At 36.9% G+C, this 26,486-nt stretch carries 22 protein-coding genes; 11 read left to right on the top strand and 11 right to left on the bottom strand.

Annotated elements, in window-relative coordinates; all coding sequences use genetic code 11:
- Window positions 1–9: 9 nt before the first annotated feature.
- Window positions 10–2,082 carry a glycine--tRNA ligase subunit beta gene (gene glyS, locus ACZ5V8_RS05935; RefSeq protein ID WP_464217041.1) on the bottom strand — a complete coding sequence of 691 codons (2,073 nt, stop codon included), beginning with the start codon at window positions 2,080–2,082 and terminating at the stop codon, window positions 10–12.
- 379 nt (window positions 2,083–2,461) lie between these two features.
- Between glyS and ACZ5V8_RS05930 the strand changes: the two genes are divergently transcribed.
- Window positions 2,462–3,400, top strand: coding sequence for a sphingomyelin phosphodiesterase (locus ACZ5V8_RS05930; protein WP_464217040.1), 939 nt, complete (start codon window positions 2,462–2,464; stop codon window positions 3,398–3,400).
- A gap of 314 nt (window positions 3,401–3,714) precedes the next feature.
- Here the strand turns inward: ACZ5V8_RS05930 and ACZ5V8_RS05925 are convergent, their stop codons facing one another.
- Entirely contained in the window at window positions 3,715–4,755 is a 1,041-nt protein-coding gene (locus ACZ5V8_RS05925; RefSeq protein ID WP_464217039.1) for an Rpn family recombination-promoting nuclease/putative transposase, read from the bottom strand.
- A gap of 535 nt (window positions 4,756–5,290) precedes the next feature.
- Entirely contained in the window at window positions 5,291–7,216 is a 1,926-nt protein-coding gene (locus ACZ5V8_RS05920) for a transglycosylase SLT domain-containing protein (RefSeq protein ID WP_464217038.1), read from the bottom strand.
- 142 nt (window positions 7,217–7,358) lie between these two features.
- Here ACZ5V8_RS05920 and ACZ5V8_RS05915 point away from each other — a divergent pair, with 142 nt between their 5' ends.
- The 6 genes from ACZ5V8_RS05915 to ACZ5V8_RS05890 all read left to right on the top strand — a co-directional run bounded on the left by ACZ5V8_RS05915 (window position 7,359) and on the right by ACZ5V8_RS05890 (window position 15,691).
- Complete coding sequence (locus tag ACZ5V8_RS05915) at window positions 7,359–8,138, top strand: sulfite exporter TauE/SafE family protein (RefSeq protein ID WP_440617621.1); 780 nt, start codon at window positions 7,359–7,361, stop codon at window positions 8,136–8,138.
- 66 nt (window positions 8,139–8,204) lie between these two features.
- Entirely contained in the window at window positions 8,205–9,515 is a 1,311-nt protein-coding gene (locus ACZ5V8_RS05910) for a sensor histidine kinase (RefSeq protein ID WP_464217037.1), read from the top strand.
- 563 nt (window positions 9,516–10,078) lie between these two features.
- The gene (gene ptsP / locus ACZ5V8_RS05905; RefSeq protein WP_440617619.1) at window positions 10,079–12,589 is read left to right on the top strand and encodes a phosphoenolpyruvate--protein phosphotransferase; all 2,511 of its coding nucleotides are present in this window, start codon (window positions 10,079–10,081) and stop codon (window positions 12,587–12,589) included.
- Window positions 12,589–14,319, top strand: a complete 1,731-nt coding sequence (nagE, locus tag ACZ5V8_RS05900) for an N-acetylglucosamine-specific PTS transporter subunit IIBC (protein ID WP_440617618.1) — start codon at window positions 12,589–12,591, stop codon at window positions 14,317–14,319. The genes ptsP and nagE overlap by 1 nt, the downstream gene beginning before the upstream one ends.
- A 103-nt stretch (window positions 14,320–14,422) precedes the next feature.
- Entirely contained in the window at window positions 14,423–15,136 is a 714-nt protein-coding gene (locus tag ACZ5V8_RS05895; protein WP_464217036.1) for a UDP-2,3-diacylglucosamine diphosphatase, read from the top strand.
- Between the two features lie 66 nt (window positions 15,137–15,202).
- Complete coding sequence (locus tag ACZ5V8_RS05890) at window positions 15,203–15,691, top strand: hypothetical protein (RefSeq protein WP_464217035.1); 489 nt, start codon at window positions 15,203–15,205, stop codon at window positions 15,689–15,691.
- 257 nt (window positions 15,692–15,948) lie between these two features.
- Here the strand turns inward: ACZ5V8_RS05890 and xerD are convergent, their stop codons facing one another.
- The 7 genes from xerD to rpsP form a co-directional block, all read right to left on the bottom strand.
- A complete protein-coding gene (gene xerD / locus ACZ5V8_RS05885; protein ID WP_464217034.1) occupies window positions 15,949–16,836 on the bottom strand; it encodes a site-specific tyrosine recombinase XerD in 888 nt (295 codons plus the stop codon).
- Complete coding sequence (locus tag ACZ5V8_RS05880) at window positions 16,829–17,518, bottom strand: DUF4276 family protein (RefSeq protein WP_464217033.1); 690 nt, start codon at window positions 17,516–17,518, stop codon at window positions 16,829–16,831. The genes xerD and ACZ5V8_RS05880 overlap by 8 nt, the downstream gene beginning before the upstream one ends.
- Window positions 17,511–18,722, bottom strand: coding sequence for an AAA family ATPase (locus tag ACZ5V8_RS05875; RefSeq protein ID WP_464217032.1), 1,212 nt, complete (start codon window positions 18,720–18,722; stop codon window positions 17,511–17,513). Before ACZ5V8_RS05875 ends, ACZ5V8_RS05880 begins: the two co-directional genes overlap by 8 nt.
- A gap of 219 nt (window positions 18,723–18,941) precedes the next feature.
- On the bottom strand, window positions 18,942–19,289 hold the full coding sequence (gene rplS / locus ACZ5V8_RS05870) for a 50S ribosomal protein L19 (RefSeq protein WP_117001346.1): 348 nt from the start codon (window positions 19,287–19,289) through the stop codon (window positions 18,942–18,944).
- 33 nt (window positions 19,290–19,322) lie between these two features.
- Window positions 19,323–20,066 carry a tRNA (guanosine(37)-N1)-methyltransferase TrmD gene (gene trmD, locus ACZ5V8_RS05865; RefSeq protein WP_440617143.1) on the bottom strand — a complete coding sequence of 248 codons (744 nt, stop codon included), beginning with the start codon at window positions 20,064–20,066 and terminating at the stop codon, window positions 19,323–19,325.
- A gap of 14 nt (window positions 20,067–20,080) precedes the next feature.
- Window positions 20,081–20,611, bottom strand: coding sequence for a ribosome maturation factor RimM (gene rimM, locus ACZ5V8_RS05860; protein ID WP_440617109.1), 531 nt, complete (start codon window positions 20,609–20,611; stop codon window positions 20,081–20,083).
- Window positions 20,612–20,757: 146 nt separating this feature from the next.
- On the bottom strand, window positions 20,758–21,015 hold the full coding sequence (rpsP, locus tag ACZ5V8_RS05855; protein ID WP_440617110.1) for a 30S ribosomal protein S16: 258 nt from the start codon (window positions 21,013–21,015) through the stop codon (window positions 20,758–20,760).
- 285 nt (window positions 21,016–21,300) lie between these two features.
- Here rpsP and ACZ5V8_RS05850 point away from each other — a divergent pair, with 285 nt between their 5' ends.
- The 3 genes from ACZ5V8_RS05850 (at window position 21,301) to ACZ5V8_RS05840 (ending at window position 24,217) form a co-directional block, all read left to right on the top strand.
- A complete protein-coding gene (locus ACZ5V8_RS05850) occupies window positions 21,301–22,218 on the top strand; it encodes a helix-turn-helix transcriptional regulator (protein ID WP_464217031.1) in 918 nt (305 codons plus the stop codon).
- Window positions 22,219–22,234: 16 nt separating this feature from the next.
- The gene (locus ACZ5V8_RS05845) at window positions 22,235–23,125 is read left to right on the top strand and encodes a LuxR C-terminal-related transcriptional regulator (protein ID WP_464217030.1); all 891 of its coding nucleotides are present in this window, start codon (window positions 22,235–22,237) and stop codon (window positions 23,123–23,125) included.
- A gap of 210 nt (window positions 23,126–23,335) precedes the next feature.
- Window positions 23,336–24,217: a helix-turn-helix domain-containing protein gene (locus tag ACZ5V8_RS05840; protein WP_464217029.1), complete on the top strand. Its 882-nt coding sequence runs from the start codon at window positions 23,336–23,338 to the stop codon at window positions 24,215–24,217.
- 7 nt (window positions 24,218–24,224) lie between these two features.
- Here the strand turns inward: ACZ5V8_RS05840 and ACZ5V8_RS05835 are convergent, their stop codons facing one another.
- Window positions 24,225–24,902 (bottom strand): hypothetical protein, encoded by a 678-nt coding sequence (locus ACZ5V8_RS05835; protein WP_464217028.1) that lies wholly within the window; start codon window positions 24,900–24,902, stop codon window positions 24,225–24,227.
- A gap of 376 nt (window positions 24,903–25,278) precedes the next feature.
- Between ACZ5V8_RS05835 and ACZ5V8_RS05830 the strand changes: the two genes are divergently transcribed.
- Window positions 25,279–26,451 carry a hypothetical protein gene (locus tag ACZ5V8_RS05830; RefSeq protein WP_464217027.1) on the top strand — a complete coding sequence of 391 codons (1,173 nt, stop codon included), beginning with the start codon at window positions 25,279–25,281 and terminating at the stop codon, window positions 26,449–26,451.
- Window positions 26,452–26,486: the final 35 nt, after the last annotated feature.

The following is a 26,486-nucleotide window of genomic DNA, read 5'->3' as shown; positions in this document are numbered from 1 at the left end:
TGCTCGAGATTATAAAACAGATAAATCAGCTACTTGACGAAATAATTGGGATATTTTTTGTAAGATTGCCAAACGATTATTTTTGATCTTTTCATCTTCAGCAATAACCATGATGTGTTCAAAAAACTCGGCAATCGGTTCATCCAATGTCGACAAAACCAGTAAAGCCTCTTGGTATTTTTTGTCACTTATTAACAGAGATAATTTACTTTCAACAGAATGTAATGCTTCAAACAAACTGATTTCTTCAGCTTCTTGCAGTATGCTTTGATCAACACTCAACACATCATTGACAGCATTTTTTGCCAGAATATTAGCAACACGCTTGTTGCTTTGCGCCAAGCGTGCGCACGCTGCATGCGACTTAAAGCTAATCAAGGCATTAATACGCGCATCAAAGTCAGCAACATCGGCGTGATCAACGGCTTTCACTGCTTCAAATATTTCTGCAGTAACCCCCTCTTCTTTATAAATTACCTTTAAGCGATCAATAAAGAATTGCCTCAAGCTATTCTTTAAATCTGCTCGTGCTGTTAATTGCCCCGCTTGGAAGGTGTTGATCGATAACTCGATCAATGTTGATAAAGAGATCGCTAAATGATGCTCTTTTAATATACGTAGCACACCAATCGCTGCACGTCTTAAAGCAAAGGGATCCTTGTCCCCTGTTGGCTTTTGTCCAATGCCAAATATGCCAACTAACGTATCCATTTTCTCAGCAATAGCTAACGCTTGTGCTATTTTACTTTCAGGCAATTTATCGCCTGCATATTTTGGCCAATACTGCTGTTCAATTGCCTGACACACTTCACTGTCTTCGCCATGTGCTTTGGCATAATATTTACCGATAATGCCTTGTAAATCAGTAAACTCATAAACCATATCGGTCATTAGATCCGCCTTACTTAAGTATCCTGCACGATGCGCAAGCTTCTCATCAGCGCCAATGACCTTAGCAATCGCTTGCGCTAATAAAGCGATACGTTCAGTGCGATCAAATACAGAGCCTAATTCCTTTTGGAATGTCACAATCTTTAACTTCTCAACATACGCTTCTAATGGCTTTTTAACATCGGTATCATAAAAAAATGCGGCATCTGATAAGCGTGCTGCCATTACTTTGTTGTTACCTTTAATCACGGTTTGTGGGTTTGAACTATCGATATTACTCATGGTGATAAAATGATTGATCATCTTATTGTTGTCATCCATTAAGGCAAAACACTTTTGATGCTCCTCCATTGCCGATATTAATGCCTCTTGTGGCACACGCAAAAAGTTTTGATCAAAGTCACATAATAAAGCATGTGGATACTCGACAATGGCTGTAACCTCTTCAACTAAGTCATCATTTAATACCACATGAGCATGGTGCGTTTTAGCTAAGGCTTTGGCAGAAGTGACCACTTTGTCTTTACGCACTTGCCAATCAATCAATACATGTGCCGCCTCTAATTTACGTACATACTCACTAGCATCATTGATGTGTATTGCATCCGGCGCGTGAAAACGATGACCATAAGTAATATGTGAGGTTTTGCAGCCATAAAAGTGAGCATCAACTAGCTCATCACCAAGAAGCAGTACCGCCCAGTGCACAGGACGCACAAACTGATACTCCTCATCGCCCCAACGCATCATTTTTGGAATCGGTAGTTTCTTCAGTGCACTATCAATAATATCAGCAATGATCTCTTTGGTTTGTTGTCCCTTTTGCTCAATTTGATAAAAAAGTCGTGTACCTTTACTGTGTTCAATAGTGGTAAGTTGATCAAAATTCACACCGCAAGATCTTGCAAACCCTAAAGCCGCTTTAGTTGGCTTACCATCCTCGTCATATGCTTTATCGATAAACGGACCTTCTTTATCGATCAATTTATCTTTTTGCGTTATTTGTAATTGCTCAATCACAAAAGCCAGACGTCTTGGTGAAGCATAGAATATTTTGCCTTGATAGCCAATATCTAACTCATCTAATACTTTACAGACATTTTCTAACAGTTTTTGTGCCATATTTTTTAAGGCTTTCGGTGGCAGCTCCTCCGTGCCTAATTCAAATAATAAATCAGCAGTATTCAACATAAATTAATTTCGTTAATTTCATCACTTGCAATGGGGCTGTATTTTAACGTTAATAATAAGCAAAAGTAAGCAAAAGCAGTAAAAACCTAAAACTCTAATGGAAAAATACTATTTTCACCCTGCTTTAAGTATACTTTGCATCATTTTCTTCTACACTGTCCTTGAGCATATACCGCTCGTAAATCATTTTGCGGTGTTCGATGTCAAAGAAGTTTTTGATGATTTTGAGTGATTGTATTACAGGTAATAGCTAGGACTATTGGCAAAATACAATCACTCAAAAGTGCAGGAAGTTCGACGGCAGAAATATTGTAAAATGGTTTGTGAGCGGTATATAAGACATGCTCCCCAACTTAAAAGGAAATTAAAGGAGAAGACAATGAAGCGATGGAAGTTAATAATCAGTGTTTTGATGTTAGTGATCACACCCTATCTCTTTGCTGCTAAGATCAAAGTGATGACGTATAATGTGAATTTATTACCCAACATTCCTACCCCATTAACCACAAATTTAAATAAACCTTATCAACGTGCTTATTATATCCCTAAAGAAATTGCCAAACATAATATCGATGTTGTCGCACTGCAAGAAGCGATTGCGCCGATTTCTTTTTATATTTTGGATAAACGCATGAAAGCTTTCGGCTATAAGTATCGTACAGATGTTGTCGGTCAGCCAAGTCTCGCGCATCTAAATCTACTTAATGGTGGCGTTGTCATTTACAGTAGATATCCAATTGTTGGTCAACCTCAATATGTGATTTTCCCACGTTCCTATGGACTTGAGAGCATTTCCAATAAAGGGGCTGTATTTGCTGCCATTGAAAAAGATCATCAAATCTATCATTTTATTTCACTACATGCGCAAAGCTTCAGCGGCACTATCGATGATAATGAGTTTAACGTATGGAAAAGACAGATGGGCGCTCTGCAAGAAGCTATTTCAAATCAACATTTCACAAGCAATGACAAAGTTATATTAATGGGCGACTTTAACGCAGATAGCGGTTATTCAAGTGCTACAGAACCTACTACTGGTAATATCGTCTATCGAACATTGCTTAATATGCTGCATTTAAAGTCAAGCGCGCCTTTTGCTCAAAACACACTGCCCTTTAGCTATGATAAATTAACCAATAGCATGGCAGTCAGTGATGAAAGAACGACACTTGATCACATGCTTTGTATTGATGGCGCTATCTGCCCAAGTGACACACAATCAACCATAGAAATTGTTGCACTTAAAAACAAGCATCTAGGTGATATGCCAGATTTATCTGATCATTATGCAATGATTGGCAGCTTGGTTTATCCTTAGTCTTTCTTAAGTCTTATCTTTTTGCGTGGACAAAAAGGTAAGCGAAAAATCCAGCGCAGAAAGTTTTTAAATGGCACTTACGCCGCAGTTTTTAAAACTCGTTACACTCAAACAGTTAAAAACCTTATTGCCCCTTAAGCGCCTAAAACTTCTCATCTGCACCGAACTCTGAAGGTTTTTGTCATTCTTTTCGACTCAACTTTAAATTATCACAAAGCAACTATTAAGCATGATGAATTCTCGTTTTAAATGCATTGCACCATCTGACATCACTATTTAAAATGCCTTTGCTTTACATAAAAAACACGATTAAATTAATGCTGCAATTCTTGATATATCCGATTCACATCTTTGAGACTCAACTCCGTAATTTCAGCCACATCCTCAATTGTGTAACCTTTCGACAGCATGTTTTGAGCAACTACTACGGTTTTGTCACGCATACCTTGTTGCATACCTTGCTGCATTCCTTGTTGCATTCCTTGTTGCATACCATCTTGCTTTGCTGCTGCTTCTCTTCTTTGTAGGTAGTTCATAAATTCACCTTCTGTATTGTCATTAATTACCGCAATCAACCGATCAATAATCACTTCATTGGCACCAGGCCTGCTTTCTATGTATGAGAATATCTGATTTAACAGGTTTTTTCCAGCCTGTAAAAAATATATGGCTTGATTGGGATGCACTAATAACCACTCAATCAATGATTGCACTAATCGCTCGCGACTATGTTTGAGCATATACTCAAACATTAAATCTGGATCAAACTTTGCAAGTGCTTCATCACTCATTGTTGTCAAATCAATCAATTCAAACTGTCCCAGCTTAAGCTTGCCTGCTAACTCAGCATCCTCAAAACAATCATCCAGCGCTGTGCTATACGGATATGGAGAAACCTCACCATGATAAAGCACAATTGGTACCACCAAAGGCAACTGTTTATTGCCTTGATCTAAATGCCGCTGTATGATTTGCACCGAGTACGAAAGCATTCTAAAAGCCATCAAGCTTTCTGCTTTAGATTGATGTTCCCACAAAAAATAAAGATAGGCATCTTTATCATTAATCTTTGCTGCATATAGCACGTCAGAAACCACTTTACGTAAGTTATGTTGAATAAACTCCGTAGGTTGTTTGACTAAGCTTTTAAAATCAACCTTAGCCACTAAATACTCTGGCAGATGTTGCTTAATCAGCTTTACCACTTTAAGCTTTTCCGAGAGATTCGCCTTAAAAAAAGCATCATGCGCAGTTAATACCTCTTTATTCTTTTTCGGCTTTTGTTGATGTGTTTGATCATTTTGTTTGGTTTGCCCACTATCCTTAGCCTGATCAATGTCTTTGTTTTTTGTCATAAACATACACAGCTTTACTTCAATACAACCATTGTTGTTGATTCACGCAACTAGATCAACTGTATTCTGTTGTCAATTTGATGGGAAAAATACTTCACCGCTGCAAGCGGCTTGTGTGACTTACTTTTTTGCGTGGACAAAAAGTAAGCGAAAAATCCAACGCGGAAAGTTTTCAAACGACACTTACGCCGCAGTTTTTAAAACTCGTTCACTCAAACAGTTAAAAATCTTATTGCGCCTTAAGCGCCTAAAACTTCCCATGCGCACCGAGCTTGTATGGCTTCTGCTTGCATCAAACGCTAACTGCTGCGATAGCTAAAAGCCCATTCAAGTTTTTAGCCCAAGAAAATGGTACAGATTTTTGCTTGCCAATCTCTGTCCTCTGTCATCTGAATGGGCAAATACTTATCAATATGCCATCAAACCGCATAATGGATATTAGTCCAACTCTGTCATTTTTGGTGTCTGTGGCGAATGTTAGCCCTGCCCCGTCATTTTTCAAGATAAAGCTTTATAATACATTAACGATTTATGCTTAAGTCTTATCTTTTTGTGATATTGGCTGCATTACTTGCCCTAAGCGAAATTTTTTATTGCCCAATATCGCCTGATTATAGACCACCATATTGCGCAAAATATTCTTAACGTATTTACGCGTCTCACCAAACGGGATGATTTCAATCCATTGATCCGCATCTAGTTGTTGTGCTGGTAACCAGTTTGCCGCATTACCTTGCCCTGCATTATATGCTGCCATACCGATAATCAAATTATTGTTAAACAATTGATCCATAAAGTTCAAATTAGCAGCACCCAGCATGATGACTTTATTAGGTTTGTATAAATCATCATCTTCATAGCTTAAGCGGTATTTTTTTGCCAGAAATGCGGCTGTCGTTGGCAAAAGCTGCATTAATCCTGTAGCACTTGCAGAAGAAGTCCCATGTACACGAAAAGCAGACTCTTGACGCATCATTGATATGATCACATCTGGTTTAATATGAAACTCTTTGCCCGCCTTTTGCACATCTGACCAAAATGCTAGCGGATATAGTCCTGTTAGATTATTCCAACTTCCCGCATTAGCATAAGCACTGGTTGAGATCTGATAAATCTGTTGTTGTCCAGCAAGTTGCGCAATGGCTAACTGTTCCTCGTTGGTAAAGCCATTTCGACTAAAGCGCCATAAAGCAAATGACAAACCATATTCTTTAATCTGATATAAATCAAAGATCTGTAAAACGGTCTGATTACTTGCCATCTCGTCTAAGGTTTTTTGATCAACCTTGACGGTTTTATTATTTAACACATAAGGTAGACCTAGGTTATCGGCAGCTAAAAAGCCATAATAACTCGTATCTTTTGCCAATGCTGTTAAAATCGCTTTAGCTTTACTCTCTTGCTTTAAAGCTTGATAACTTTTCGCCTGCCAATAACGCCAACCATCTGCTGATTTGAGCGATTTCGGTAATTCACTATACCAATTTAAATAGTCATCATAATCATTCCAATAAATTGCTGTACGTAAACGCCACTGCCATAAGAGAGTTGATGCATATTTATTTTCGACATCTTTGAGCCATTTCAGCGCTTTTTTATTATGCGCTCTGGCATAATCAATCGCAATTTCAGCACTGATCAAATTAATGGTTTTATTATCAAGCAAATGCTTTTGTTTAAAGGCAAGCCAAAAATCCTCGGCATAATGTGTATCTTTAGACGATAGATTGGCCATGACACTGATAACAGCAGATGAGAACCCATTGATATGATGATATTGAACCGTCCAATCATCCATATATTTTTTAGGGTTTTGCGTAGACTTTAACCATAAGCCATAAAAGCCTTGAAGTTCTTTATTTTTTGTCTTATTAATCCACTTGAATGCTTCTTTAACGCGACCAGAAGTAGCTAAAGCATATGCTTTTAACCTGATTTGACGCTCACTTAAATTGACATGTTTCTCCCAAGTAGATTCAAAATCATCACAAGCTCGCGGCAAATTGGCACGCGATAGCCACAGATTAGTAAAATCATTAATCGCTTTATCTTTATCACCAACGCTATACTCGGCAACAACGGCATAACACTTGCCATTAAAGCCTAAGTTATTGTCATAATAATGTAAAAACTTCTGCCAATCTTTTTGCTTAAGATAGTAATTTGCTAAATCCTGCTTCAATTGACTTGCCCAAAAACTCCCTTGATTTTGCTTTAAATAAGCATCGATGGTTTCTTGCTTAAATGAATCAGGGTCAACAGTGATCTCTTGGTATTGTAGAAAGGGGTACAATGGCGTTTTAGTGAGCTTTGCTTTGACTTGATAATAGTCTTTATAATTTTTTGCCTGTAACAAACTTTCCGCTTTATTGAAATTAGCTAAGTCTGTTTTATTCATTGCAAAGCTTGTTGATAGCATCAAAATGGGTGCAGTTAATAGCAGTAATTTTTTAAAGTGCATGAAGCGGTTAATCCTAAGAAGCTGTAATAACACCTCATTTAATAAAAAATGTGGCATAAATACAATAATTGCACTCACATTTGTATGCGTTTGTATAAAAAAATCTTACAATAAGTCACTACAATACATGCCTTACCAAAGGATGATTATTTTATACTCCGCATTAGTCGGATTTTTTGCAAGCTGCTTATCCAGCATCTTTGGTGGTGGTTTTGGTCTACTTTCAGTACCTGCCATTTTCTGGATTATTAGCCATTTCTATGCTGACATGCCCCAAGCGATGCAAATGACTATTGCCACTGGCTCATTATGTTCAATTCCTTTAGGCATTATTGCCAGTTATAAGCAAATCGTAAAATACAAAAATTTTGATGCTGCTCTTTACAAAAAAAGTATCATTTTCATGACAGCAGGTGCATTAATTGGCGCCTTTATTGCCTCAATCATTCATAGCGATCAGATCAGGTATACCTTTGCTATTGTGGTATTAATCGCGGCTGTTTGGTTGTTGTTTTTCAACAAAGAAAAAGATACTGAACACCACGCCCCTCAATCGTTATATCGAGTATTATCAGGCTTTGTTGGCGGTATCTCGACACTCACAGGTGTCTCAGTATTTACCGTACCCTTTTTCGTACTATGTGGCATTAAAATCAAAAAAGCCATTGGTACATCAACCGTTATTGTATTTACCTATTCGTCCATTGCTGGCATTTGGCTTATTTGTCTTGGCATTCCCTCTATGGGCATTAGCTGGCATAACTTTGGTTACGCCAATTTAGTAATCTTTGCCTCAGCATTAATTCCCTGCTTAATTGGCGGATTGATCGGTGCCAAACTTGTCCACATACTACCGAGTCAATTTCTACGTAAAATTTTTATTTTAATGATGTTTGTCGTTGCGATTTCTATGCTTGTTTAGCATTTTATCAACTTTACATTATACTTAACCTTCAAAAGGACCTGATATCTAATTGATGGAAAAAGCATGACAAGCCAATTTACACAAAAAGTAAACACACACTTCACAACACTTTTTCTAAAGAACTATATCAGCTTCCCAAAACTGATTAGCATTATGCTGATTCTAGTTATTCTCAATAGCTTTTTTATTACGGCTATTCACTTGCACTATCACGCAAAATATGAGGATTCATTAGTGCAAAACTCGCTGTTTAGTTTACTACGCATTCGTAATCAATACTTAACCCAAGCTAATGTTGAGCCGCGCTTTGTGCACTTTCAAACAGAAGTGCATCAAAGTACGCAGCTCAATCAATTTAATATTATCTTTCAAAAAGTTGCTGGCGCCTATGAAGTGAATAATACCTTTGTTAGCAACGAACTATTTGATCAAATGCATCACGACCTACTGGCTAACCACCAATTGTTTATTACCAGTGCTATTGATGATGATAAAGACCATAAGGTTATTACTTTTTATGTTTTCCTTAATCCTGATAATGACCTTCCTTATCTTTTAAGTAGCAGCATTAGTATTAGTATTGCTATTATTTTATTACTTTTTTTCATGTGGTATCTAGCACGGTTTATTCTTCCGAAATTATTACTCAACTCAGCAACCAATGATAAACAAACAAATCAATTGCCAAAATATCTCAACAAAGACGTCTCAATCCTAAAGCAGCAAATACATTTATTGCTACAAGAAAAAACCATTATGTTGTCATCAATGTCACATGATATGAAAAACTCACTGACTAAATTAAAACTCTTGAAATATATTATTGATAATGACAAAGCGCAATCCATATTAAGTCAAGAAATCGATGAGATGCAAATGATTATCGACTCATCTTTGGCCTTTGCAGAACGTGGTAGCAATAATGCAAAAGTGAATTTTGATCTATGTGCATTTCTTGACAACGTATATCAACAGCTCTGCCAACGTGGTTATGCATTTACTTTTACCAATGAGCTAAAAGCGCATACTTTTTTCTTGGGGTACCCTAATTTATTAAAGCGTGCGTTACTCAATATCATTAATAATGCTGTCAAGTATGCACCTAATTACACGTTGAACGCCTACATTAAAAATGATCATATTGTCATTGACATTAAGGATAACGGTCCTGGTATATCAGAAAGCGACTTAAAGAATATTTCTCAAGCATTTACACGCGCACAACACGACGAACATCAAAACATCGATGGTCATGGTTTAGGGCTTGCCATTACTCGAGTTGCCATTGAGTTTAACGCTGGAGAGCTTAGTTTTGAAAACTTAAAACCCAATGGACTGCTTGTTCGCATACGTTTAGCAATCAGTGAAAGCTAAACAGTACGAAAGGATTCAGGTCAAGACCAAATATTCATCCATAAGTACTCACCACACTCTGAGCGTAAGTCGAAGCGATGCACTGGGCATCAGTCGAAGTGGGTAAGCTTAAGAAAATCACACTTCATAGAGGCTTCGACTTACGCTCAGCCAACGCTTACACAATCAAAGGGGAAGCATATGGTCATAGCCAGAATTCACAGCCATACGCAATACTTTATATACGGTATACATCACAGTAAATAGTACATATTTATTGAAAATAAACTACATAAGATGTATTTTATAGCTACTTTTGATTTGGCTAAACATTGTAAAACGTTAGTAACTTCGTTAGTACAAAGCAAATAACATTACGATATAGCTGTTTCATTTATGCTTTACGTATTTTAGTTTCTATATATACTTGAGTGCATGATAATATTGCAGTTAATAGCTTGTTCTATTAGCAATAATATCATCATATAAAAGTCCCAAGTAGATGGCGAAAATTGTGCAGAGAGTATAGATGGGGTGGCGATAAATACAATGGGGGATAAAACAATGATAATGAGGGATAAACAATGGGATTAACATTATATGCGCCTGTTAATGGGTTTATTGTTGAATTAGATCAAGTGCCAGATCCGGTATTTGCAGAAAAAATGGTTGGTAATGGCTTTGCAATTGAACCTTTGGATCAAAATATATACTCACCAGTAAAGGGTGTTGTTAAAAATATTGCTAAAACCAAACATGCCATCACCATTGCTACTGAATCAGGCTATGATGTACTGATTCATTTAGGACTCGAGAGTGTTGCACTTAATGGGCAAGGGATTGATGTACATGTATCAATCAACGATCAAGTTGATATCAATACTCTATTGCTTAACTTTGACTTAGCCGTCATCAGCAAAAAGATTAAATCCTTAATTACACCGGTGATTATTACTGATTATCAAGAAGATGACTTTTTATTAAAAATCAAAGGCAGATGTGCCGCCCAAACACCAGTCATTACATTGGATGGCACAATACATAATGATGGCAATAAGCCATCATCAAAGTCAGAAGATCAAATTTTTGTCACTCGCAGCATCATGATCAAAAACCCACATGGCTTGCATGCTCGCCCTGCGGCATTATTAGCGCATACCTTAAAATCATACGATGCTACTGCAATAATCTACAAAGGCGATGCTAGTGCTGATGTTAAAAGTCTTGTTGCATTAATGGGACTAAATATACAACTCAATGACAAAATCACACTAACTGTCAGTGGTCAAGATGCTGAAAAGGCAGCTTGCGCATTAGAACATGCACTCATTAACTTTGTCGACGATCACATAGCCGAAGCGCAACCGGCAAAATCTGAACTTAATCAGAATAAAATTAACGGTAATCAATACTTAGGTGTCTCTGCTGCTAAGGGGCTTGTTATCGGTCAATTACAACGAATTAATGAGGAAAGCTTTAACTATGCCGATGAGACCAATGTGCCAGAAGCACAAGAGCTTGAGCGCTTTACATTAGCCAAAGAACAGCATGAGAAGCAACTATCAGCACAAATGTCTACGTATGCACATGATAAGGCAAAACATGCAATGCTTGATGCACATTTAGCACTTTTAAATGATGTAAATATCAACAACAGCGTCACTCAATTTCTCGCACAAGGCAAAACAGCAGAATATGCATGGGATCATGCAATTTTAGAATCAATTACTACTCTTGAAAAGACACAAAATACCCTATTGCAAGAGCGAGTTGCTGATTTAAAAGACATTCGCAAACAAGTGCTATACCTATTAACCAATAGCACACCAGCAAAAACACATTACACCAAGCCAACCATTTTGATCGCTGACGAGTTTACCTTGTCGGATATTTTAGAGGCGGATCAAAATATTGTAGGCTTTATCTCAATAAAAGGCGGACGCACATCTCATGTTGCGATTATTGCCAACAATAATAACTTGCCTTTATTAATCCAAGTAGATAGCAATTTATTTAATCACTGTGCTCAACAAGTTATCTTAAATGCGACAGATGGTTATGCCATTATTAATCCTGATCTTGATACGATAACGCAATACCAAGCTAAAATTGCTACTTTAAATGATGCCTTAGCACTAATACGTGCTAAAGCAACAGAACCTGCTAAAACAAAGGATGATCATACAATCCATTGTTATATGAATATCAAATCACCTGAAGGATGTTTTAGTTTTGCGCAATCGGGTGCTGAAGGTGTTGGGCTATTTAGAAGCGAATTTATTTTCTATGATCGCGTAACAGCACCCACTGAAGATGAGCAACTTAGCATTTATAATGAAGTATTAGATGCAACCAATGATACACCAATTATTATCCGTACTTTAGATGCCGGTGGTGACAAGCAAATCGATTATTTAAATATGCCACATGAAATGAATCCTTTTTTAGGGGTTCGCGGTATTCGTTTATGTTTGAAGCACCCTGAGATTTTACGCACACAATTGCGCGCAATTATTCGTACACAAAACCCTAATGCGCAGATTATGCTGCCAATGATTACGCATATTGATGAATTTCGTCAGGTCAAAGCCATCTATGAAGAAGAGCGCCTAAAACTCGGTATTAACATCAAACAACCATTAGGCATTATGGTTGAAGTCCCTAGTGTTGTTTTTCAAGCGGAGCTTTTTGCCAAAGAAGTTGACTTTATGTCAATTGGCACCAATGATTTGACACAATACTTGTTGGCAATGGATCGTGAGCATGATGTGCTTGCCGCTGATATTGACCACTTACACCCTGCGGTTATTCAAGCCATTAACATGGTCAACATTGCCGCACAAAAGCATAACACTAAGCTCTCTGTTTGTGGATTAATGGCTGCAGATCAAGAGGCATTAGCAATACTCATCGGCTTAGGTATTAAGCATTTATCAATGCGCAGCAATATGCTTGCTGAGAACAAAGCTTTGATTCGTGGACTTAGTTTGCTTGATTGCCAAAAACTGGCACAACAAGCTTTAACACTTGAATCAGCCGAAGCCGTGAGAATACTTGTACGTCAACAAATTAGTTTTAATGAGGGAGGAAACTAATGGCTAAAAAATTTAACTTTCAAAATTTACAACAACTTGGTCGAGCATTAATGCTACCAATTGCAGTATTGCCCGTTGCTGGTATTTTACTGCGTTTTGGTCAACCCGATCTACTTAATATCAAAGCGGTTGCTGATGCTGGCAATGCCATCTTTGCTCACTTACCACTCTTATTTGCTGTGGGTGTAGCCTTGGGCTTTGCTAAGAAGAACCATGGAGCTGCTGCTCTTGCCGCTGTTGTTGGTTTCTTTATTATGAATAGTGTCATCAACACCATTGATACCGGCGTTAATACGGGTGTACTTGGTGGTATTGTCATCGGTATTATTGCAGGCATGCTTTATAACCGTTTTTATGAAATTAAACTACCCGAATATCTGGCATTTTTTGGTGGCAAACGCTTTGTGCCCATTATTACAGGGCTTACCGCTGTATTGCTTGGCTTTCTCTTTGGGTTTATTTGGCCACCCATTCAAGATGGCATTAATGCCTTTGGTACCTGGTTGATTGGCTCAGGTTCAATTGGCTTGTTTCTATATGGTGTCTTTAACCGTATTTTATTGATGTTTGGTTTACATCACATCCTAAACAATCTTGTCTGGTTTCAATTTGGCTCATTTCATGGTGCAGCAGGTGTTGTTCATGGGGATATTGCACGCTTTATGGCGGGTGATCCAACGGCTGGTGCATTTATGGCAGGCTTCTTCCCCATTATGATGTTTGGCTTACCTGCAGCTTGTTTTGCGATGTATCGCCATGCCCATAGCCATAAACAAAAAGCGGTTGCCGGCATGTTATTTTCCATTGCATTAACTGCCTTTTTAACCGGAGTTACTGAACCAATTGAATATAGCTTTATGTTTCTTGCTCCTGTTCTATACCTTATACACGCTGTACTTACTGGTATTTCAATGGTCGTTATGTATGTGCTAGGTGTTAAGCTTGGATTTACTTTCTCAGCAGGCTTAATCGATTATGCACTCTTTTTTAAGATGGATACACATCCGTGGCTATTGCTACCTGTCGGTGCCGTGACTGCTGTTGTTTATTACTTCTTATTTAGTTTCTTTATTAAGAAGTTTAACCTGCTAACTATCGGTCGCGAAGTCGATGAAGTCGTTGAAGAAGATGAAAAGGACGCTCCACAGTTGACCGAGTCACGTGCACTTAACTTTATTGGTGCTTTAGGTGGTAAAAACAACTTAGATAATATTGACGCTTGTACAACGCGCTTACGCTTGCAAGTCAAAGACAGTGACAACATCAATCAAACACTACTTAAAAAGCTTGGTGCGCGCGGCATTGTGATACCTGATAGCAAAACCGTTCAAGTCATCCTAGGACCTGAAGCAGATCTCATTGCAGGTGAGATGAATGAAGCCCTGCCATACGCAGCTGATATATCATTTGGTAATATATCTGAAAATAAAGCAAGCATTCAACCTAAGGTGACTTCAAAAGCAGTTGCGTCGAACGCCAAACATTATGACATTGACGCGATTATTCATGCGCTTGGTGGTAGTGATAATATTATCAATGCCAACATGTGCTCATTAACGCGTATTGATGTGGAACTTCAAAGTGTGCATCAGTTAAATTTAACTAAGCTATATGAGCTTGGTGTTGATGGTTATACTATGTTGAATGACACCACGATACAGTTGTTGGTCATGGATAATGCCAGTGCAATGGCAAATGATTTAAAGACAACAAGTGTTAGTTGCGAATAAGGCTCGGAATAATCTACATCAAAAAACTAACACAAATTCAAAAAAGCACTTACCAAGTGACTCAATAACATTTATGATTTGTATATGATCAAGCTTTCGCTTTATGATGATAACTAATTACTATATTGTTGCGGATTTGCATTTAAATGAATCACGCCCACAAACTATTGATTTATTTAAGATATTTTTAAATAACATTAGCCACGTGGGTAATGCACTTTTTATCTTAGGTGATTTTTTTGATTACTGGGTTGGCGATGATGTAATAAGCCATATGCAAGAAGATATTATCGAAGCACTTTTTAATGCCCATCATAAGGGGTTAACTATTTATTTCATGCACGGCAACCGTGATTTTTTAATTGGCAAAACCTTTGTACAAAAAACGCAAGTAATCCTTATTGATGATCCATATCTTTTGCAATTAAAGCACAAAAATATTGTGCTAATGCATGGTGACTTATTATGCACTAATGATAGAAGCTATCAAATATTTCGCTGCATTGTCCGTAATCTACTGGTTAAAAAACTTTACCTATCACTATCAGCAAAAACACGCCAACGTATTGCACAAAAAATCCGCGCTAAAAGCAAACAGAAAAACAAAAAATACAAAATAATTGATGTCACATCCAAAGGAGTTAAACGATATTTAGGTGATAATAAATTATTAATTCATGGTCATACCCATTTGTTCAATACGCATTATGAAACAAGCTATACACGCTATGTTTTAGGTGATTGGTTTAATACAGGCAGTTATATTCATATTGATCATGATGAAAATATTAAGCTTTTAAAGCTAGATGCAGTTTGAAAAATAGCAAGACTTTGCCATACTTACAGTGTCATAAATATTTCAAAAAATGGAGCTTAACATACGATGAGTCAGGAAAATATTACTAGCATTACCACGCAAACGACAACGCTCTCAAGTGATCCACATGCCATTTTAGGCATGGGCATTGCACTACTTATTATGATCGTTGTTTTCTATATTTTTTCAATCGCCTTTTCATGGAGCGTTTATAAATTATTAAAATGCATTGATCAAGACAAACAAGTCACCAAACCATGGTTTGCCTGGCTTTTCCTTATTCCGATCGTCGGTTATATTTTCCAATGGATTGTATTGCCCTTTGGCGTTGGTAATGCACTTAAAAAATATCAATATATGACCATTAAACTGCGCGGTGATACTCTATTCATTCTAGGATTAGCTTTGGTTATATTGCCAATTATTACCTTTATTCCGATCATATCACCGTTTGCATCAGTCGCTTGTATGGTGATCTATATTATCTATTGGGTCAAAATTGTTAAAGTGCGTAAACTACTTGAGGCATCAAATCTTAATACAAATGAAGCTTAATAGACACTTATTCTCTACTACTGCGTAAGCGTTGGCTGAGCGTAAGTCGAAGCCTTTATAATTCCCCCTCACCCGCGCAGCTTATGCTGCACGAGGGATCCCACAAGAGGCGAGGTGGAAAAATAACACAACTTTATTTCTATCATTACTAAGCATCTTGCCCCCAAACGTGCCCTTCGACTGATGCTCAGGGTACGTGCTTTTGAGTAAATATTTAATGCAGTCAATACAGGCTACTTTTCTTCTTCTCAACTCTGTTAAGCACGTGGATGATGTTCCTTATATAAATTCATTAATCGCACTTGTGATATATGCGTATAAATCGTCGTCGTTGATACACTGCTATGCCCTAACAGCATCTGTACTGAACGCAAATCAGCGCCATGGGTTAATAGATGTGTCGCAAAGGCGTGACGCAATGTATGCGGTGAAATCTCTTTTTTGATGCCGACAAGCTCAACATAAAACTTAATACGATGCCAGAACGTCTGGCGCGTAATCCCCTTTCGATGATGTGATACAAATAACTTATCAAGCTTCAATCCCTGCAGCCAGCCATCACGTACTTCATTAATATACTTATTTAAATACTCCAAAGCATATTCACCGGTTGGCACTAAACGTTCCTTTGAGCCTTTACCCATAACACGCACGACACCTTGACGTAAATTAACATCGTCTAAGGTTAAATTAACCAATTCACTCACGCGTAAGCCCGTGGCATAGATTAGCTCTAACAATGCCTTATCGCGAATGCCAATCTCTGTCGTTAAATCAGGTGCATCTAGCAACTTCTCGACATCTTCTTCAGATAGGTCTTTAGGTAAACTTTTAGGTAATTTGGGTAATATTAACTTCTGTGTTGGATCTGTTGTAATCTTTTGCTGTGCGTAACACCAACCGTAAAATTTATGCAAGGTTGAAATCATTCGTGCATTAGATCGAGCACTGTAACCTTCACTTAAGCGTTTGGCTAAAAAGGCTTGTAACTCTAAAAGTTGAAGATTAACTAAATCATGCTTTTGATAGAATTTAAGCAGATGATTTAAATCCGTTTTATAAGAGGATAAAGTGTTTTGGCTTAAACCTTCACTTAGCCAGATATCATCGATAAATTGATTAATAACTTCAGAATAATTATGCATTTTTAGCCGCAATTAAATTTTCTATGCTTTCAAGCCATTCATTAAAGAGAAAACATTTTTCTCTTATGCAAGGTATGCCTATTTTCATTGCAATAGCTATCCCCGTTGTTGTCTTGGCAAACTTACCTGTTGCAGTAAATCCATCAAGTCTTTTAGAAGGCGCTGTCTCTCTAGAGTTATTAATTGCTTCAGGTGTAGAAAACGCTTCAACTATCTTAGTTATTTTATGTTCATCAATATTTAAGGATTGTGCCAGAATGCTACTGTCGCTAAATAACAACGCCTCGAATTCATGCATTACCATATAAGGGATAAATCGTGCTGTGATGTGTAACTGAGGTAAGTCTTCACATAGTGTACTAATCGTTCGCTCATTAAGGTGTTTTGAAATGTCTTGTATTGAGTAATTTTGTGATATATCTGCAATACCAGGCCATTCTTTAATCCCGTAGTAATCAATCATGGTTGTTACATAAATATCAGAACGTTGCTTTAGATGTATGGCTATATCTTGCTTAACTCTTTCAAATCGAACATCACCACCTTTTTGTCCAGGTTTTGAAACTTGAGTTGCCCGTATAAATATATTCTTAGGCGCAAGATACGGCTGCACTACTTTTTCAATAAACGTCTGCTCTGTTCTACCTTCGACTATAGTCATAACCTCAATATAATTACTCATACTGAGGTCCTCCAGCAATAACATTTTTAGCCCATAACTCGCCAACTGAGTAATTTTCAAGCCATTGTGAAAAATCTTTTTCACTTAAACGCTCAAAAGTCGATGCTCCTTCTTTGCGATTAACGACAATAATATCTTCAACTGCAAATTGATCGATCAATTCCGGAGATTGTGTCGCTACAATTACTTGCGTTCTTTGAGCTGCTTGCTGAATTAGCTCTGCCAAGATAACAATAGCTGCTGGATGAAGCCCTAACTCTGGTTCATCAATAATAATTGTTGATGGTGGTTCAGGTTGTAATAAGGCAGTTGCTAGACAAATAAAACGAATTGATCCGTCGGATAAATGATATGGTTGCATTGGGTAATCTGAGCCTTTTTGTAACCAATCAAGCTTTACTGTTTGCTCTTGTCCAGATACTTTAATATCTAATATAAAATCATCAAAAAATGGCATAACCAATCTAATCGCATTAAGAATTTCTATATAGGAATCATGAAAATTATTTCTTAAATTTAATAGAAATGATGCAATATTTTTTGCATCACCATAAAGCTTCTTATTATTCTCAACAATATCTGATCGACGCATCGGTGAGTTAGCACTTGTATCATGAAAGTGATATACAACCCAGTTAGATATCGAACGATGCACAAAATATCCAATGCCATTATATTTGCCATCTGCAGACCTCTCACTTTTTAACTCCGAAATTCTGCTCTCTCTACTGGGCAGTCCATAGCTACGCCATGTATCTTTTGATGGCCATGACCACCCTTCATTTTCTGTATGCAACTTTGAATCCATTTCGTCAATCTCAAATTCCAAACCCATGAAAGGGTTCTTTTGAAATGCTCTACTTTCTTCAATTAGAAAATCCTCTTCTACTGTTGGCACTAGCTCAAGAGCATAGTAATTTCTCGCTTCCATATTGTTTGTTGACTGGAACTCAAAAGAAACTTTTATTCTTTCCGTAATTTTGGGGCCATTATAAAGGAAGTTATCAGCCCTACCACGACTACTAATAAATGATGTGAAGTTACCCTCACTCATTGCCATCAGCATTCGAAAAATTTGAATAAAATTACTTTTTCCTGCACCATTGGCACCAATTAAAATATTTAAACTTCCAAGCTCTAGACTATCTAAATCAGCAATAGATTTAAACCCACTAACTTTCATTCGCGTTAAATAACCTTTCATATTATTCCTTGAGATCACTCAAAACTCTGAAGTTGTCTAAGTACATTAGGGCTATTTTAATCAATATTTCGGATAACGTTAACCAATATTTTGGATCAAAAAATCATGACAACGAACGCTTAAATGACATGAGACAAACTTACTTTAACAAAAAAATCGAATGGTTAATTTTAAGTAAGTCATAAAAACAAAAAAGGTTGGCGATGCCAACCTTGAAAATTATACTTTTTCTTTGATTCTTGCGGCCTTACCAGTCAAGCCACGCATGTAGTAAAGCTTAGCGCGACGAACTTTAGCACGTCTTTCGACAACAACGCTGTCAATAATTGGGCTATGTGTTTGAAACGTACGCTCCACACCTTCACCAGATGACATTTTACGTACAGTAAATGCTGAGTTGATACCACGATTCTTGATCGCAAGTACGAAGCCTTTAAACGCCTGAATACGCGCTTTATCACCTTCTTTTACCCATACATTAACTGTTACTGAATCACCAGGGTGAAATGTTGGCAAATCAGTGCGTAGTTGTGAATTCTCAACCATTTCTAAGTATTTATTCTTCATTTCTTTCTCCTAATTGTGCATTCTCTATCACATTTATTGTTTTTCATCTTGGGCTAACTGCTCAAGATATTGCTTATCTTCATTCGATAGACATAGGCACTCAATCAATTCTTTACGTCGTAGAAAAGTACGTTTTAACTTTTGCTGATACCGCCATTGTTGAATCTTCTGATGATCTCCAGATAACAATACCGTCGGCACATCACCTGCATCAACATGTGTTGCAGGTCGCGTATAATGCGGACAATCTAACAAACCATCATAAAATGAATCTTCAACAGCTGATGCTTGATCATTTAACACACCCGGCAGTAAGCGCACGATGCTATCAATCAATGTCATCGCCGGTAGCTCGCCACCGCTTAAGACATAATCACCTATTGAAATTTCTTCATCAACATGACGCTCAATCAAACGCTCATCGATACCTTCATAACGACCACAAAGCAAGATTAAAGCATCTTCACAAGCAAATTCTTTAACTACGTTTTGAGTTAAGGGTTTTCCTTGCGGCGACAAGTATACAACTTTAGCGGGTTTGTTCAATCTTTTTTTGGCTTCAACAATGGCTTTTTGCAAAGGGTCATACATCATCACCATCCCAGGTCCACCACCAAAGGGACGATCATCAATTGTCTGATAACGATTCATTGCAAACTGGCGCGGATTAATGGTCATAAGCCTTGCTTTTTCAAGCTGAAATGCGCGTGCTGAAACACCGTATTGAGTAATCGCATCAAACATTTCAGGAAATATCGTAATCGCTGCAAAGTTAATCATTATACTTTCTCTTAATAGTCGTATTGCCAATTAACAGTTATTATCTTTTGATTCTTGTTAACGTCAATCACATAGTCGTTCACAAAAGGTATCAAATACGATTGATCTTTATGTTTGCAACAAAGCACCTCATTGGCACCTGTATCTAAAATATCATCAACCCTGCCAAATGACTGCCCTTCTTTGTTAACAACCTGCATACCGATTAAGTCTACCCAATAGTATTCATCTTCTGCTGTTTCTTTTAACACCGACCTTGGCACAGCGAGTAAGGCATTGGTATATTTCGCTGCAATTTCTTTGACATCGGCATCAGCAAACTGAATCACAAGCTTATCACCGACGCGACTGACAGATTCTCCTGTTAACACTGACCACGTGCGATCACTTGCTTTTTTGATATACCATTGACCATAAGACAGCGCTGTTTCAATCGAATCACTTAAGACATATAGCTTTAATTCACCTTTTAAACGATATGTTGCACCCACTTTGGCAATGACGATCATTTCATCATTTTGCACATTATCTTGTTGTGACATGTTAACAACCTTATTCTGCAATCAATTAAAATAAAATTAAACACATAAAACAAAAACGCCAATCAACGATATAAGCGTGATTGGCGTTTCTTAAAAACTTAAAAACTCAACATAAGCACTTAGCGTGCTTTGTGCTTTTATTTTATTTAAGCTTGCGCTGTTGCTTTACGCGCTTCTTTAACAATAGAAGTCACACGATCAGACATCTTAGCACCTGTACCTAACCAGTAGTCTACACGCTCAAGATCAACACGCACTTTTTCTTCATGTTCTTTTGCCAATGGATTAAAGAAACCCACACGTTCGATAGGACGACCATCACGCGCTTTACGGCTATCTGTTACTACGATTCTATAAAAAGGACGCTTCTTAGCGCCACCTCTAGCCATACGAATTACGACCATAATATTCTCCAAATTTTCTATATTAATTATTGTTGCTCTAGAATCTGTGCTAAACACAAAAACGGGCGCATTTTAGCGTATTTTTGACATAAGCACCAGTGGTTTTCGAGTTTAGTTTTTATTTTTATGTAAATTAATTTATGGCTTATCTGATCATTTTATTGGGCGCTTTGACAGCGAGTCTTCTCCCAGTATTTTTCCCAGTGGATCATAAACTCACAGCGACATACCATAAAGAAACAGCAAAATGAGTTTGCTTTAATTACAAAATAAGGAGAGCTTTTTATGAGTATTGCTACAGTTCATGGGGTACCTAGCAATTCGAGCGTGGATACAGAAGAAAATATTGAGGATTTTTGTTACAAACTAAATATCGTTGCTGTTTGCTATAACGACGTCGGCAAACTCGTTAAGACCACAGCAAACTTTGACCTAATAAACCTACCATTAAATGAATTTCACAACTTAGTCTCATTTGAGAGTCTATCGCGTTTAGGCACTCAGTACATAACGCATGAAACAACCAACCAAGTGATCACATTGCGCTTAAATATTATTTACCAATCTAAAAACCACTATTGGATAGGTGTTAATATTGCCGAACTTATGAAGCTGCCTAAATCCTATCGGCAAATTTTAAAAGATTTTTCCAAGCAAATCCCTATTGCCAATTATGTGAAAGATGCAAAAGGTATTTATATGTACGGTAATGATTATCTACGCCGTCTTACAAATGTGAAAAGCATCAATAATAAAACTGATCATGATCTCATCTGGCATAATCATGCCGAGCACCTTATCCAAAATGATTACAAGGTTATGAGCGATATTGCACCAAATTATTTTTTTGAAACCGTTACTGTTGAAGATAAATCAACAACATTCTTATCAATCAAAACAAGTGATGGCTCAGATCTTTACGGTTCATCAATCAATCTTAGCTTTATTCATACAAAACTTTTACAACAAATGGAACAAATTCCAATTGATGTCAATGATACATCACTTTCAGCACAGGAATTTGAATGCGCTTATTGGATGTCTCAAGGCAAAAGTGCCTGGGAAATTGCACAATTAACGCATCGCTCACAAAAAACAGTTGAATGGTATCTGGCAAAACTTAGAAAAAAGTTGCACTGTAAAAAAGCATCAAGCCTTGCATTTTTATTAGGGAAATATCACACCAACTTTGTTAAACATTAATATCTTGTGTAACGCCATGATCAATAAAGCAACTACCACACAGTGTTATATCGACTTTTGCCAAAATATGCAAATCCCTCTTATCGTATGTCGACATGATTTTTCTGTGGCATATTATAATCTTTATATCCCGCCTATTTTTGGTGACTCATTACAACGAGAATTAAACCTAAACGCTACGCATATCCAATCACTCGCGAAAGGTGAGACTTTCTATAGTATGATTACCAACAAAACATATGATTTCAAATTGCGCTGGGACTTGCTTAGTAGTGATCATGAATATTATTGCTTTAGCATTCGTATCGTTACTAAATATTTGAAAAATACACACAAAGAACTTACTAATTTATTTGACACACTTCCCATTTCAAGCTTTATGAAAACAGCCCAAGGTATCTACGTGCATAGTAATGCATGCCATAATCAATTAGCCGGATTTGACTCTCTTGTTGGGCGCTCACATTATGATGCTTTTGGTGAGGTGGATGGCAACAAAGTAGCACAGAATGATTTAAAGCTTTTGCAAACCAAATCCAGCCTTTTCGTATATGAACATGTACATAATGCGCTTGTGCTCACCATGAAATTTTATACTGTTATTGATGGTCAAGAGTATATTTATGGTGCAGCCCTTAACATGTCCAAAGCGCACAAAGCACTACTGACATCTGAGGTTGCGCAGGCTGATGCCCCTGACATTGATATTAACTTAACAGAATCTGAAATTCGTTGTGTCAACTTCATGGTTAAAGGTCACACTGCATCGACCATTGCCCGTCAATTAAATATATCCCATAAGACCGTTGAGTTTCATTTGGATAATGCTAAGCGCAAACTGAATTGTTACAAAACCAGTAAGTTGGCATTTATGATTGGCAAATATCATGCCCACTTTATAAAATAATAAAAGTGATCAAACTTTAGAATATTTACCACAACGATAATTTTTATAACCATCTATTAACTGTTCTTGAACACTTATTTTAGCAAGCCTTTTACGTGTTTTTATGCAAATTTTACAGCGTGTTTTTTTACCCCTATAATCCGCCTAAAATATCACTTACATACTTAATTTATGGACACTCGACAGACTATTATTTCGTTCTGTGACAATATGCATATTCCGTTAATTATTAGCACACCAAACTTAAACATTACGTTTTATAATGACTACGCCAAGATACTGTTAGATTTACCAATCAACTTACGTCATGCTGTTGATAATATTGAAAAGCTACTAATACATTCCCAAAATGAGCTTACAAGTTATCATAATACAACGAATAAAACACTCACATTAAGATGGTATCAACATCATCAAGGTGTCAGCGAACGTTATATTAGTATTAAAGTCGTGAAGCGTGAAAAGCGTAACCATGATGACAGACCAACGATAAAGCAACTGATTGCACACCTACCTGCTTCAGTACTTATTAAGGATCAGTCTGGCAACTATCTATATGCCAACAACCATCATACACAAGCAGCCAGAGCAACAAGCATTGTGGGACGCAAAGATGTTGATTTACCATGGTGTGAATCAGCACATAAGTTTCGTGCGCATGACAGAATTTGTTTTACCAAGGATGAAAATGAACCCTACTATTTTATTGAGCAGCAAGCATATCGCAATGATAATAATCAACTCATTCACAACACCATGCTTTGTGCAACGCACCATAAAAACAATCAGCTTTATGGCTTTTCAATGAATCTACGCGATATTCACCAAAGTCTTTTTGTAAAATATGCACAAACAACGGGTACTACTGATGCCAATATCGACTTATCAACGCGTGAGATGGAATGTATCAATTGGCTTGTCGAGGGAAAATCAAGCAGTGAAATCGCCACGATCTTAGGGATATCACGCAAAACCGTTGAATGGCATATCGCCAATATTAAACAAAAATTTGGCTGCTATAAATTAACAAAGCTTGCCTTTTTAATCGGCAAGTTTCATGGGTATTTTATTGAGAGGGATTTTGCAGGCTGAAAAATTATTATACGTCAGTTTCCAAGAATCTAGTTGCCCCTTGAACTCTAGCAACTGTTCCTCGAACTCCAGAAATATAATCTGTTATAGAGTTTTCAATTCTCTGCATAAAATAACGAGGGATCTCACGATCTCCAAATAATGGGTTATTCATACTTCTGGACACAGACTGATAACTTACATTCCCTGCTTGGTCAAGTTCTACGGAAAAGCCCGCAAACACATCATCATTTGGTCTCTCAATATATTTTTTAAACACTTCATGTGATGAATAAGCTTCTGAATTTCCAGTCCTTGCATCATATACTTCAGTTATTCTCGGCAAAAATTCAAGTTCTTTTTGAACTAATTCCATATAAGTACGGCGCCTACTAAATCTTTGTATTAAACGTTCATCATTTGGTGGGTCATAAGGTGCTCTCAAACCCACTAAGCTATAGTACTTATTCATATGAGCATTTCCATCTAATGAATTTGTCATCTTCCAAACATACTGTTGATAGCCTGGAAAAAGATGTATATCCCCATTTCTCATATTAATTAAGCCGACAAGTGGAAACCCTTGAGCAAAAGGTCTATCAATCATTCGCGTAGAATCTCTTGTTAGTTGAACAGTATTTGGCAAAGGCACCCCTCTGTTTGCACGACGAACTGGATGTGGGTCATGACGATTAAATCTTAACATATTTACTCCTTGGTCTATTTTCTTATTTATTTTTTGATTTAGATCCACTTTCAGTTATATTCGCAAGCGAACTAGCCCTAGCCAAATGGATTATGTCTGCTATTTCTTTAATTCCTCTATCGTTAGGCATGCAAACTATCTCCAATATACTTTTTCAGGGAAAATCCATATAAGTAAAATTATAAATTCTGATCAAATAAAAACAGCTAGTAAAAACACCAATCAAATGAAGTGTATCAACACCAATCTACAACCTAAAAACATTAGGAAAATCACTAGTTATTATAAAACCAACAAATAAGTAGCATATTCAGTCTAGCTACCATCACTCAACACCATGAAAGCATTTGTTTACACGTAAATTTTGAGGTTCTTTATGCCATTTAATTATAAAAAGATACCATCTGAATGGTTATGTTACACCAAAAATAAAAAAGTAAGTGATGATTATTATTATCATATTACTCGTTTATCGACATTTAGAGAATTCATAGAACATTCTGGACTTACTACGTCATACAATCGCACTTTCAAGCTTCATGAAAATAAACATGGCGCGTTAGCTGAAGGTAGAGATAAACGAATTCAGGAAAGCTATAATCAATTATTGCAAAAAGCCAGTAAAATGTTTATAAATTCAGATGTTATAACAAGTAAGCTAAACTATAAAATATGCGAATTTATTGATAACTCCATATTTGAAAAGATTGCTAAAAACTATGACGCTTATGACTTAAATCTACAAAACTTAGCAAAAGATGGGCTCTATTGCTCAGACTATATCACTGAACTTTTTAATACATTTGAATATGATATTCAACAAACCATTATAAATAAACAACCAGCTAAACAAAACAAAGTAAGACCACTTGATTTAACGCTTTTTTGTCAGCTTCCTACTGAGTCAATTGAACATTTTCAATTAGCATTTGACACCCTTCCCGCATTTAAAAAAAATAAAATTAAAAATGCTCGCATCAGCCTCATGAGGCTGTATGACATGGTGAAAGAAAATAAACAACGCCAAAGTATATTACAGACCTTAATATATGATAACCCTAATTCTACCTTTGCTTTAGCCTGTATGGTGTTGGCTAAGTTAAAATGGAATGCCGAAGCTTATATGTGCGCTACACACATATATTTCTTTGATCTATATGGATTAAAAGATAATTTTTTGACTTATGCCACAAAACATCTTCAAGGCAGTGATGTTGTACTTATACGTGTTAAGAAAAAAGATACGCTTGTTATTCCTGATCCTCAACAGTCAGATGCATTTATCTCAAGTCAAAACTTACCATCTTGCTTACTTGAATATTGTATTTTTAGGGGACAAAATATAGGTAATGACATTGCCAATAATATCCAATGGATTAATACTGCAGCAAGATTAAATAGTGTAAACATGGATTTTGGTGAGGAGCCATCTTATGAACAAGCTCAATTAATTTATAGCCAAATGAAGAAAACTAATAATGATATAAACCCTGTTTTAAAATTTTATCATCAATTCACGCTTAATAAAGCGCGATTCCGACTAATTTAAAGATTCTCATTAAAACAAATCCATCACATCAAAAC

This window comes from Cysteiniphilum sp. GTC20157, assembly GCF_055396795.1.
The sequence above is the reverse complement of the archived record's forward strand: the minus strand, read 5'-3'. Positions and strand labels throughout refer to the sequence as shown.